General features: G+C 57.5%; 11 protein-coding genes. 6 read left to right on the plus strand and 5 right to left on the minus strand.

Going from position 1 to position 11362, the window contains the following annotated elements:
- Positions 1-136 precede the first annotated feature (136 nt).
- The 4 genes from ACMLHZ_RS12410 to ACMLHZ_RS12425 all read right to left on the minus strand — a co-directional run bounded on the left by ACMLHZ_RS12410 (position 137) and on the right by ACMLHZ_RS12425 (position 3468).
- On the minus strand, positions 137-937 hold the full coding sequence (locus tag ACMLHZ_RS12410; protein ID WP_418668015.1) for a response regulator: 801 nt from the start codon (positions 935-937) through the stop codon (positions 137-139).
- A 322-nt stretch (positions 938-1259) separates the two neighbouring features.
- Positions 1260-2135 carry a DegV family protein gene (locus ACMLHZ_RS12415; RefSeq protein ID WP_418668005.1) on the minus strand — a complete coding sequence of 292 codons (876 nt, stop codon included), beginning with the start codon at positions 2133-2135 and terminating at the stop codon, positions 1260-1262.
- Positions 2136-2144: 9 nt separating this feature from the next.
- Positions 2145-2642, minus strand: a complete 498-nt coding sequence (locus tag ACMLHZ_RS12420; RefSeq protein ID WP_418668006.1) for a tRNA (cytidine(34)-2'-O)-methyltransferase — start codon at positions 2640-2642, stop codon at positions 2145-2147.
- A 1-nt stretch (position 2643) separates the two neighbouring features.
- Positions 2644-3468 carry a bifunctional hydroxymethylpyrimidine kinase/phosphomethylpyrimidine kinase gene (locus tag ACMLHZ_RS12425; protein ID WP_418668007.1) on the minus strand — a complete coding sequence of 275 codons (825 nt, stop codon included), beginning with the start codon at positions 3466-3468 and terminating at the stop codon, positions 2644-2646.
- Between the two features lie 203 nt (positions 3469-3671).
- On the opposite strand from ACMLHZ_RS12425, the gene ACMLHZ_RS12430 reads away from it, so the two are divergent.
- From ACMLHZ_RS12430 to ACMLHZ_RS12455, 6 genes are all read left to right on the plus strand, one after another.
- On the plus strand, positions 3672-3860 hold the full coding sequence (locus ACMLHZ_RS12430; protein WP_177563159.1) for a hypothetical protein: 189 nt from the start codon (positions 3672-3674) through the stop codon (positions 3858-3860).
- 451 nt (positions 3861-4311) lie between these two features.
- Positions 4312-5001 (plus strand): response regulator transcription factor, encoded by a 690-nt coding sequence (locus ACMLHZ_RS12435; RefSeq protein ID WP_418668008.1) that lies wholly within the window; start codon positions 4312-4314, stop codon positions 4999-5001.
- Positions 4998-6029 (plus strand): sensor histidine kinase, encoded by a 1032-nt coding sequence (locus ACMLHZ_RS12440; RefSeq protein WP_418668009.1) that lies wholly within the window; start codon positions 4998-5000, stop codon positions 6027-6029. Before ACMLHZ_RS12435 ends, ACMLHZ_RS12440 begins: the two co-directional genes overlap by 4 nt.
- Positions 6030-6155: 126 nt before the next feature.
- Positions 6156-6821 carry an ABC transporter ATP-binding protein gene (locus tag ACMLHZ_RS12445; protein WP_418668010.1) on the plus strand — a complete coding sequence of 222 codons (666 nt, stop codon included), beginning with the start codon at positions 6156-6158 and terminating at the stop codon, positions 6819-6821.
- A gap of 12 nt (positions 6822-6833) precedes the next feature.
- Positions 6834-9248, plus strand: coding sequence for an FtsX-like permease family protein (locus tag ACMLHZ_RS12450; protein ID WP_418668011.1), 2415 nt, complete (start codon positions 6834-6836; stop codon positions 9246-9248).
- Between the two features lie 170 nt (positions 9249-9418).
- Positions 9419-10279 carry a patatin-like phospholipase family protein gene (locus tag ACMLHZ_RS12455; protein ID WP_418668012.1) on the plus strand — a complete coding sequence of 287 codons (861 nt, stop codon included), beginning with the start codon at positions 9419-9421 and terminating at the stop codon, positions 10277-10279.
- Between the two features lie 101 nt (positions 10280-10380).
- Here ACMLHZ_RS12455 and ACMLHZ_RS12460 read toward each other — a convergent pair.
- The coding region (locus ACMLHZ_RS12460) for a rod shape-determining protein (protein WP_418668013.1) at positions 10381-11362 on the minus strand (982 nt) is incomplete at its 5' end.

The following is an 11362-nucleotide window of genomic DNA, read 5'->3' on the forward strand; positions in this document are numbered from 1 at the left end:
GTGTTTTGTGTGTCTAGGCCACATTATACAGTGGTCCGGCTACAAATCTGAGACAGATGTGGGACAAGAAAGGGACAAACTCAAAAAAAATTCACAAAAATTCCATAAAATTGCCGGCGGGCCGGCGAAAATCCGCTCATCCGTGGATATGGCTCTCCCTCATTGCCGCACAATGGGCGGCGGTGGGCTCAGCCCAGCTGTAATCGGTCATGTACTGGCCCGGGAACGCCTCCAGCGCGTGCCGGTCCCCCGCCAAAAGTTTATAGTAATCGCAATCCACCGCATCGATATCAATGGCCTTCTGGTTCCGGTTCGACACCAGGATCTCACCCACCCCGGCCCGCTCCAGATCCCTGCGCAGGTCCTTGAACGCGGTCTGGTAGCACGCCCGCACGCAGGCCTCCCCGGCGCGGTCCTCCCACAAAGCCGCCACGATCTGATCCACCGTGGCAAGCCCGCCCCTCCGGTCCACCAAATAAGCCAGGATCTCTTTTGATTTCTGCCGCGAAAAGCACAGGGGTTTGCCATCCACAAACATGTCAAAATGGCCGAAGGTGCGCAGGTATACCCGTTTTGCCGGGCCGCCGCACAGGCGCTTGGCCCGCTCCAGCGCGGCATATGCCTTTTGGGCATCGTAGGGCTTCAGCAGGTAGCCACTCGCTTCCAGCTGGTATGCCTCAAACGCGAACTCCTTGCTGGCCGTCACAAAGATAAGCACCAGCCCGGGGTAAAGCTCCCGCAGCTTTTTGCCCAGCTCCACCCCGTTCATGCCCGGCATCATCACGTCCAAAGCCGCCACCTCAAAAGGGTTGTCCTGCGCGTAGCGCAGCGCCGCCAGCGGGTCCCCAAAGCTGCCGCTCACCTCCAGCTCCGCCACCCCGCCGCAATACTGCTGCAGCAGCTCGCGGCTGCACTCGCTGTCATCCACCACAATCATACGGAACAAATCCTGTGCCTCCCTTTCCCGGGCTTTCCCGGCATTCTCGCTGCGCCGCCCAAAATGTATTCTACCGGCGCACGAATTTTTGTTCGTTCTTCTTCCAATTTTAGAGATTTTTCCCACGATTAGGGCTGCCTTTCTATTCTACATAAAAAGCGATCCAATTTCCACCCCCAAAATTGCCTGTTTTTTCAGGATCGCGATATTTTTCCTTTTATTTCACTCTTTTCCGTCAAAATTTTTTCCGCGAAATGCTGTATTTCCTGGAAACACAAAAAAACCGGCCCTCGCGGGCCGGAAAAATCCATTCTCATCCTTTTCAGCGCCGGGGGGCCCCCCGGTAGGTAATGGCCATGGCGTCGGGGCCGGTATTGCTGGCCACCGCCGCGCCCAGCTTAAACACCTCGGCGGGGCCGTGCCCAAATTCCCTGCGGCAAAGTTTTTCCAGGTCTTTCACATTTTCAATGTCGGTGGTGCCCAACATGTACTCAAAATCCTCGTCCGGTCCCGCCATGCGCTGGCGCACCAGGCGGATCATGGCGGCGGGCACCGCCGCGTCGCCCCGCACCTTGCTCTCCACCTTGGTCACGCCGTCGATCAGGGTAATAACCGGCCGCAGGCCCAGCAGTTCGCCCGCAAAAGCCGCGGCCGCGCTGATGCGCCCGCTCTTTTTCATCTGTTTCAGGCTGAATGCCGACAATACGATCTCCTGGCAGGCGAATTCCTTTTCCAGCTCGGCCACCACATATTCCACCTCGGCGCCGTTTTTCAGCTTGCGCGCCGCCTCGCACACCGGCTTGCCGTATACAAACGAATAGGTGTGGCTGTCCACCAGGTGGATCCGCAGCTTGTGCTCCGGGCGCTCTTCGCGCAAAAGGCCCTGGGCCATCACCGCCGCGTCGTAGGTGGCGCTGCCGGTGGAATTAATGGTCACATGCAGCACGTCGGTATAGCCCGCGTCCACATAGCCCGCATACTGCTCGCAGAACTGCATGGCGGTGATGTGCGCGGTGCTGGGCACGCCCTGGGCCGCGCGCAGCATCCCGTAATACTCGTCAAAATCAAAATCCTGGCGCTCGGTGTAGCTCACGCCGTCCAGCGTGATCACAAACGGCAGAATGTCAATGCCGTATTTCTGCTGCAGCTCGGGGGGGATATCGCAGGTCGAATCGGTCAGAACGGCGATCTTGCGCATGGGGTTCCCTCATTTCCATTCATAGTCGCGCAGCTGGCCCCGGTCTTCCAGCTCCGGAAAGCCCCACTGCCGCAAAGCCTCGTACACGCCCACCGCCACCGAATTTGAAAGGTTCAGGCATCGCGCACCCTTTCGCATGGGGATGCGCACGCACTGCCCCTGGTTGTCGTAAAGCAGCTTTTCCGGCAGGCCCGCATCCTCGCGTCCAAACACAAGGTACGAACCGTCCGGGTAGTTCACATCGGTATGGCGGTGCGGCCCCTTGCTGGTAAAAAAGTAGAACGGACCCGCATTTTTGTCAAAAAAGTCGACAAGGCTCTCGTAATATGTTATATCAAGCAGGTGCCAATAGTCAAGCCCGGCGCGTTTTAAATGCTTGTCCGTCACCTCAAAGCCCAAGGGCTTTACCAAATGCAGGCTGGCGCCGGTCACCGCGCAGGTGCGGGCGATGTTGCCGGTATTCTCGGGGATCTGCGGCTCCACCAGCACAATGTTCAACCGGCCCATCTCACACACCCCGCCCGGCCAGCCGCCCCAGCAAAGGCTCAAACCACACGCCCAGCGCGGGGTTTGCGGCAGGGTCGGTGTTCTCAATGGCCTCCGCCACAAAGCCCGCTGCCGCGTCGGCCGCTGCGCTCACGGCGTTGCCCCGCAAAAGCGCCCCCACCAGCACGCTGGCAAACAGATCGCCTGTGCCGGGGTAGCTGCGGTCGATGCGCAGCCGCTGCACCACAAAGCGTTCCTTGCCGCCGCCTGCGCAGGCCAGGTGCCTGCCCTGGGGCAGGCCGGTGACCACCGTCTGGCCGCAAAGGCCGGCAAGCTCTTCGGCCAGGGCCCCGGCCCCGGCCTGGTCCAGCTCCTGCTGCGGCTGGGGGAGGCCCAGCAAAAGGCAGGCCTCGGTAAGGTTGGGCAGAATCATGTCCGCCCCACGGCACAGCTCCCGCACGCCGGGCAGCTTGTCCTCCATACCGGTGTAAAACCGGCCTCCATCCCCCAGCACGGGGTCCACAATCTTTAACGCCTCGGGCCAGAACTCAAAGGCGCGGCGCACCAGCTCCTGGTCGCCCGTGCCGGCAAGGTAGCCCGAATAAATGCAGTCGATCTGCAGCCCCAGCTCCCGGTAATGCTGCAGCGCCGCGGGCCCGTAACCCCCGCACATCTGGGCGGCGGGCTGCCCCAGCCCCCCCGTGTGTGTGGAAAACAGGGCTGTGGGCAGCAGGATGGGCTGGTGCCCCATGGCGGCAAGCACCGGCGCCGCCGCTGCCATGCTGCATCGCCCGGCGCCAGACAGGTCATGGATGCATAAAACTGTTTTGGGCGCTATGTATTTCAAGCTCGTCTCACTCCTTTTAAAGTTAGACCGCACGGCGGGCTCCGGCTCCTCGCGGGCACGCCGCCCCTCTTTTGGTCAACTGTATCATTCTATCACAACGTCCCTGTTAAAAAAAGACGTATAATGCAAGATTTTAGTGCAAAACTATCACTACCGGGGGCAAATTTCTGCCCCGCTAAAATCACAAGCAGGGGGGAAAAACCATGCACAAAAACAGTCATCCCATGATGGTGGCCGCAGGCGTCACCGCCGCCACCGCCGCCGTGGCCGCGGTGGGCCTGGCCGCCAGCAAAAACAGCCGCAAAATGAAAAAGGTCGCCAAAAAGGTCGCTCATGGCGCCGAGCGCGCCGTGCTGGACCTGGACAAGGCCGTCAGCCGCTATTACCACTGAAAAAACAGGGGGCCCTCCGGCCCCCTGTTTTTTATTGCGCACCAATAAAAACAGCCAATTTTCGGCGGCGATAAGTTCCCTGTTCCATTGTCTTAATGCGTTCTACCAGCGATTATTTTCTGCAATAGCGGATCGCCAAAACGGAACAGACCACCGCGATTGCACAGAGCGCCGCAAAGAAGATGGCGGTATGCAGCACAGGGAACGTATATTTCAGTGTTTCTCTGCAAAAGGATACTGCACTTTCCCTGCCTTGAATCCCAAGCGCTCGATTATCTCCACACAATTCATAGACAAAATACTTGTTGAGGGCAGAAGGACAATGTATGATAAAACGGTAAGTGTTTTATGTGGGGACAAAACGAAAAACTTTTTGGATTCTTAGGCCATTTCTGAAGCATCTCAGCTTTCAGGTAAATCGTGCATACGAAAAAAGTGAGGAAGTGAGTACATGAGAAAGATACTGATTGTAGAGGACGATCCCCTCCTGAACCGGACTCTGGGATATAACCTGGCGTCTGATGGATATCAAATCACAGCAGCCTATCACTACAAGGATGCTGTTTCCCGCTTGAAAGAAACGGAGTTTGATGTTGCGCTCCTGGACATCAATCTGCAGGATGGCAGCGGGCTTGACCTTTGCGAAGAAATTCGGGGGCGCGGTCAGCACACCTACATCATTTTCATTACCGCCAACGACAAGGAAAGCGATATGCTCAAAGGCTATGAGGCGGGCGGCGCGGACTATGTGACAAAGCCCTTTTCGGTGACGGTGCTGTGCAGGAAAGTGGCGGCGGTCTTTGCCAATTTGGAGCTGCGCACCCCTCGGCATGACCTGTTTGACGATGGCTTTTTGACGATCGACTTTTCCGGGCAGCGGGCTTCCCTTGCCGGGGAACCGCTGGACTTTACGCCGAAGGAATACCGCACCCTGTTCCTGTTCGTGAAGAACCCCGGGATCATCCTGACCAAACGGCAGATTTTAGAGAAGCTGTGGGACATTGACGGGGATTTTGTGGATGAGCACACCTTGACCACCATCATCAGCCGGATCCGCAAAAAAATCGAAACGGACGAGCACAAGTATATCAAGACGGCCTACGGCATGGGCTATCAATGGATCGGCGGTGAGCAGGCATGAAACTGGAAAACCTGTCTGTAAAAAAGTTTCTGCAGCTCATGATTGGCGGCCTTCTTGCCACCTCTTTTCTGGTGCTGCTCTGCCTGTTTTTGGTCACAAAAAACCTGCGGGTGGTTTTGTACGGCGGGCTGCTGACCGCTGTGCCTCTGGCATGGGGCGGGATTTTCCTGCACTACTTTCAAAAGAAGCTGACCCTGTTCACCGACAGCCTGTGCCAGACGCTGGATGACATGATGGACAGCGCCGCGCAGCCGGAAACGGGCTATGAAGCGGAAACGCTGCTGGCGAGAATTAGCCACCGCTTGGAACGGCTCTACAACATCATGCAGAAAGACCGGAACACTGTCGCAAAAGAAAAGGCCGATCTGCAATCTCTGTTGTCGGACATTTCTCACCAGACCAAAACTCCCATTGCCAATCTGAAAATGCTCAATGAAACCATGCTGACCCGTCCGATCCCGGAGGAACAGCGTCAAGAGCTTTTGCAGGCAACCGGTAGTCAGCTTGATAAGCTGGACTTTCTCATTCAGGCGATGGTGAAAACCTCCCGGCTGGAGTCCGGTGTGATTACGCTGGAGAAAAAAGATGCTTCCCTGGAGGAAACCCTGGTAAATGCCATCAACGGGGTTCTGGCACCGATGGAGAAGAAGGGCATTGAACTGACCGTTGATTGCCCGGAGGGGCTAACTGTTTCCCATGACAGTCGCTGGACTTCCGAGGCCCTGTTTAATCTGCTGGACAATGCGGTGAAGTACACGCCTGCTGGCGGCAGCATCCATGTGTCCGTTCAGAATTGGGAAATGTACTGGAAAATTGATGTCACTGACACAGGACGGGGCATCCCGGAGCGTGAACACGCTGCCATTTTCAAGCGGTTTTACCGGGAAGAAGCGGTGCACGAGGTGGATGGTATCGGCATCGGCCTGTATCTGGCCCGTGAGATCATCACCATGCAGGGCGGATATATTCTGGTGAGCTCCGAGGTTGGGAAAGGCTCCACCTTTTCGGTGTTCCTGCCACAAGAGTAATCAAGCGGCGGCCTGTGCAGGCTGCCGCTTTTTTCAAAAAAATCATCGCAACATGGATTTTAGGACATTTCTGCAACAATTCAGCTTTAGACTGCTTTTATACAAAAACAGAAAGGCGCTATTCTTATGAGTATCTTGGAAACAACTGATCTGAAAAAATATTATGGCACCGGGTCGAACACCACCCGCGCCCTGGACGGCGTGACCTTTTCGGTAGAGGAAGGAGAGTTCGTGGCGGTGGTAGGCACCTCCGGTTCCGGCAAATCCACCCTGCTGCACATAATGGGCGGGCTGGATACCCCCACTTCCGGCAGTATTATGGTGCGAGACAAAGAACTGGCAAAGATGAACGACGAGCAGCTTACTATCTTCCGCCGCCGCAACATCGGCTTTGTATTCCAGAATTACAATCTGGTTCCGATTTTGAATGTGTATGAGAACATCGTTCTGCCTGTTGAGCTGGACGGTGATACCGTAGACAAGAACTTCATGCATGAAGTCGTGAAGATGCTGGGCCTTCAGGACAAACTCCAGAATATGCCGGGCAACCTGTCTGGCGGCCAGCAACAGCGCGTGGCGATTGCCCGCGCCCTGGTGTCCAAACCAGCCATTGTTTTGGCCGACGAACCCACCGGCAACCTGGACAGTAAGACCAGCGCCGATGTGCTGGGCCTGCTCCAGCGCACCAGCCGGGAGTTCAATCAGACCTTGGTGATGATTACCCATAACAACGAAATCGCCCAGCTTGCCGACCGCATCGTGCGCATTGAGGACGGCAAAATCAAGGCATAAGGGGGTGGCCTGATGACTTTACCATTTGAAAACAACACGACCCAAGTAATAAAGCAGTTGGCAAAGCGCAGCCTGTCCAGTGAAAAGCGGCGTAATATCCTGCTGATTCTTACCATCGCTCTGGCAGCATTCCTGATGTCCACCGTGGGGACAGCGATCTTTTCCACCGGAGCCATGCAAAAAAAAATGTCCACAGATACTTATGAAATCGTCTATCCCGGTATTATGGAGGGGGATTTACAAAACCTCCGCGAACAGCCTGAAATTGCTCGTGCCGGGCTGCAATACTCTCTGGGAACGGATAATAACAATGACACCGGGGGGCTTCTTTCTGTGATCTATGGGGATGAAGATGCCCTCTATGCCGGGCGGCATCAATCGCAGATTGTGGAGGGAACTTATCCTCAAAAATCCAACGAGGCGGCGGTCAGTTCCGCTTATTTGAAAAAATTCTTCCCCGGCAGCGGTGTTGGCGATCAAATCACCGTCCCATTTGAAGGCAAAGAGTATCCGTTTACTGTCAGTGCCATTCTGTCCTCGCCGGATACCGGCGTGGAAGCATACAGTGTGCTGGTGTCTCAATCGTTCTTGAAAGAGCAGCCCGGTTATGACCCCAGCGGCTATAATGCCTATGTCCATTTTAAGGGCGCCGATGGCTACAATGCAGACGATCTGAAAAATCTGGGAATGGAAATACGGGACAGGCTGGGGCTGCGCTCTGTGTCGTACAGTTCCATTTACTTCTCTGTCAGCCGCACAATTCAGCCGGAAAATATTCTCCAGTTGACGGCGGTGGTCCTGGTGGTGATGCTGGGCGGCAGTATGGTGATCCGCAGCATTTTCCGCATTTCGATTCTGGAAAAAATCCAGAGTTACGGCCAGCTTCGAACATTGGGGGCGACCAAGCGGCAGATTAAACGGCTGGTACGCCGGGAAAGCCGGTTTCTTTCCCTGCTTGGCATCCCCATTGGGGTTCTGGCCGGAATCGCCATAGGGACCTTGCTGGCTACCAACCTGTTTGCCAGCGGCTTTTCCCTCAAGACAGATCTGGCCGTTGCGCTGGCGACGGCGCTGGTAAGCTATGGCATGGTGAGCCTTTCGGTCAGAAAGCCCGTAAAAATTGCCGCCAATATCTCTCCGATGGAGGCCCTTCGGTTGACCGATTGCCAGAAAGCCGCCGTTAAGGCCCGCAAAGCCCGCCGTTTTACCCCGTTGGCGATGGCGGCCCGAAACCTGGAGCGTGACCGGAAGCGGGTCATCAGTGTGTTGGTGTCCCTGACCTTCGGAGGGCTGCTCCTGGTGGTGTCCGCTTCGGTATTCGGTTCCTACTCCCCGGAACAGCACGCGGACATTGAATTTCCCTATGGGCACTTCCGGCTTTATCTGGATGACCCAGAGCGAAGCTCTTATGAGCAAATGAAAGATTCTCCCTTTACGCAGGACTTCAAGCAGGAGCTTTTAAGCATAGACGGTGTGGAACAGGTGCAGACTCTGCGCCGGAATGTAGGCGGCTGCGATTTCAAAGCGGCAACCGCAGAAGGTGGTGGAATGTGCGACATCCTTACGAAAGAAGGCCTGTCACTGGAAGGCGATTGGGCCTTTGTGGCGCAGCATTTGACCTCGGGGCGGATGCCGGAAAACGACAGGGAAATCCTGATTGCAGACGCTTATGCCAATAACCCTGATTCACAAAATTTCATTCAATTGGGGGAAGAAATTGAACTGGAAACAGAAGAAAAAACCATGACAGTCACAATGGTAGGAACCTTTGGCGGGGCCGGCTCGGGTAACGGATCCTACGCCCTGGATGCAGCTTCGGTTATGATTACGGAGGGTCTTGCCAAAGAAATGATTTCCAGCGTAAAAAATTTCGATTACACCTGGGTTATCTCCGCAGACCCAGGTAAGGAGGATTCCGTAACGGCAGCCCTGGAATCCGCCGCAGCCAACGCCCCTTCCGGGATGGGGCTTTACACCTATGCCAAGGGATTGGACTTTCTGACCTTCCAGCAGACAGCAATTTTCGGTGGACTTCAAGGCCTGTCCTGGATGATCTTCCTCTTTGGGGTGGTCAATCTGACAAACATGATCCTCTCCAACCAACTTTCCCGGCGCAGGGAGCTCTGCATGATGCGCTCGGTGGGCATGACCAGGCGGCAGCTTTATCAAGTGCTGACATCCGAAGGAATGTTCTATGTCCTTTTTAGCACCTGTATTGCTCTGGTGGTGGGAACCCCCGTGGCGGTCTGGATTTGCCGCTGGATGGGAGAAGCGATGATGGGGCAGGTACTGGCTTATCAGTTCCCCATGAGGCAGATGCTGCTCTATATCGGCGTCTTGGTGGTGCTGGAACTGCTGCTCTCCATCTGGACCATCCGTAAACAGGAGAAAAGTTCTCTCATTGAACAGATGCGGATTGTGGAATGATTCCTTTTTATTGTGTGGGCCCCATCGCGCCAATGAAAGCCGTCACTGTTTTACACATGGATCCCCGGCCCCGTCGGCGCGGTTTTGCACAATATCCTCACTCTGTCGCGTGACACGGCCGCCCTTTCCGCCTATAATAAGCAATAGGCGGAAGAAAGGAAGTGGCCGGTTTGGAACAGGATACCACTCTTTTGTTGGAGGGCGGCGCCATGCGGGGGCTTTATACCTCCGGCGTACTGGACGTTTTTATGGAGCAGGGGCTGTATCTGCCCAATGTGGTGGGGGTCAGCGCGGGCGCGCTCAACGGCGTGAACTACGTGGCCCGGCAGCCCGGGCGCTCGCTGCGGGCAAATCTCGATTTTCTCGATGACCCCCGCTATATGGGCCCCGCCCATCTCTTGAAGGAGTTCAGTTTTTTCAACTTTGATTTTCTCTTGGGCGAAATGGCCGAAAGCCTGCTGCCCTTTGATTTCGATACCTTTTGGGCCTCGGGGCAGCGGCTGTGGGCCGTGGCGACGGACTGCCGCACCGGCAGGGCCCTCTTTTACGAAAAGCATGCCCTCGGGCCGGATTTTTTCACCGCCGTGCGGGCCAGCGCCAGCATGCCGCTGCTGGGCAGCATGGTGAAGGTGGGGCGCGACGTGTGCCTCGACGGCGGGGTGGCCAACTGCATCCCCATCCCCGGGGACCTTCCCTTTTCCGCGGGCAAAGCGGTGATGGTGCTCACCCGGCAAAAGGGGTTTCGCAAGCCGGGCCAGTCCCGCCCCGTGCAGCGGCTGTATCACCGGCGCTACGGCGCTTACCCCGCGCTGCTGGCCGCCTGCCTGGCCCAGCCCGAGGTATACAACGCCCAGATGGAGCGCATCGACCGCCTCGAGGCAGAGGGCCGCGTTTTCGTGATCCGCCCCTCCACCCCGGTCACGGTGGGCCGCACCGAGCGCGACAAGGCAAAGCTCCAGGCCTTGTACGACCAGGGCCGCGCCGGGGCCGAGGCCTGCCTGCCCGCGCTGCGCGCCTACCTGGGGCTGTAACCCCGGCGCGCTGCCGGTGCCCCCCCAAAAAAGGCCTGCCGCTCACACGGCAGGCCTTTTTCGTTTTTTCGCCCCGCCCGTTTTGGGGCGGGCGCTTTTTGTCAGAACACCAGCACGCCGTTTTCCAGCCGCTTTTCCAGCGCCGCGCCCCGTGCCGCGCCCCGCGCCGCGCAGCTCGAAGCGTGCTCCTCCAGCCTCACCGGCACGCGCAGCGCACCGGCCAGGTAGTCCGGCAGCCCGCGCAGGCGCGCGCCGCCGCCGGTGAGCACGATCCCCTGGGTGTGAAGATCCCCCGCCAGTTCGGGCGCGGCCCGCTCCATCACCTGGTTTGCGCTCCGCACAATGCGCCGCACAACCGCCTCCACCGCCCGATACAGCTCCAGCGTGTCTGCCTCGTGCACCTCGGGCAGGCCGGTGTGCAGGTTCTTGCCCTTGATGCGCAGGGTTTCGTCAAAGTCCTCCCGCAGGCAGCCTGCAGCCCGGATCTTAATGGCCTCTGCCGTCTGCTGGCCCACCAGCAGCGAAAACTTCTCCTTTAAGAACCGGCGGATGGCCTGGTCGAAATCGTCCCCTCCTATTTTAATGCTCTCCGCCTCCACAATGCCTCCCATGCTGAACAGGGCGATATCTGTCGTGCCCGCCCCGATCTCGATCACCATTTTTCCCTGGGGTGCAAAAATATCCAGCCCCGCGCCCAGGGCTGCGGCCATCGGCCGTTCCATCAGCATCACATGCTTTATGCCCGCCTTCATCGCCACGTCCACCAGGGTGTCCCGCTCCACGCCGGTAGCGCTTACCGGCGTGCACAGGCACAGGCGGGAGCTCGCCACCGGGTTATTGGGGCGCACCGCCCGGAACTGGCTTTTCAGCAGCAGCGCCGCCAGCTCGGGCCGGCTGACCAGCCCCTTTTCCACCGGCTGGTATACCTCGATCCAGGGGGGTGTGCGGCCCAGCATTGCCAAAGCCTCGTCCCCCATGGCGCACACCCTGCCGCTGCGCCCGTCCATCGCCAGCAGGTTTGCCTGCTGGCGGAACAGCTTTTTCTCAGGGCATGCGATCGAAATCCTGCTTGTTCCCAGATCG

Source organism: Allofournierella sp., assembly GCF_048388525.1.
GTDB lineage: Bacteria > Bacillota > Clostridia > Oscillospirales > Ruminococcaceae > BQOK01.

Bases quoted from the DNA above. Each gene is read 5' to 3' on its own strand.
- ACMLHZ_RS12420 (WP_418668006.1), bottom strand. From the start codon at position 2,642: ATGGGCCGGTTGAACATTGTGCTGGTGGAGCCGCAGATCCCCGAGAAT.
- ACMLHZ_RS12450 (WP_418668011.1), top strand. From the start codon at position 6,834: ATGACTTTACCATTTGAAAACAACACGACCCAAGTAATAAAGCAGTTG.
- ACMLHZ_RS12430 (WP_177563159.1), top strand. From the start codon at position 3,672: ATGCACAAAAACAGTCATCCCATGATGGTGGCCGCAGGCGTCACCGCC.
- ACMLHZ_RS12440 (WP_418668009.1), top strand. From the start codon at position 4,998: ATGAAACTGGAAAACCTGTCTGTAAAAAAGTTTCTGCAGCTCATGATT.
- ACMLHZ_RS12445 (WP_418668010.1), top strand. From the start codon at position 6,156: ATGAGTATCTTGGAAACAACTGATCTGAAAAAATATTATGGCACCGGG.
- ACMLHZ_RS12435 (WP_418668008.1), top strand. From the start codon at position 4,312: ATGAGAAAGATACTGATTGTAGAGGACGATCCCCTCCTGAACCGGACT.
- ACMLHZ_RS12415 (WP_418668005.1), bottom strand. From the start codon at position 2,135: ATGCGCAAGATCGCCGTTCTGACCGATTCGACCTGCGATATCCCCCCC.
- ACMLHZ_RS12410 (WP_418668015.1), bottom strand. From the start codon at position 937: ATGATTGTGGTGGATGACAGCGAGTGCAGCCGCGAGCTGCTGCAGCAG.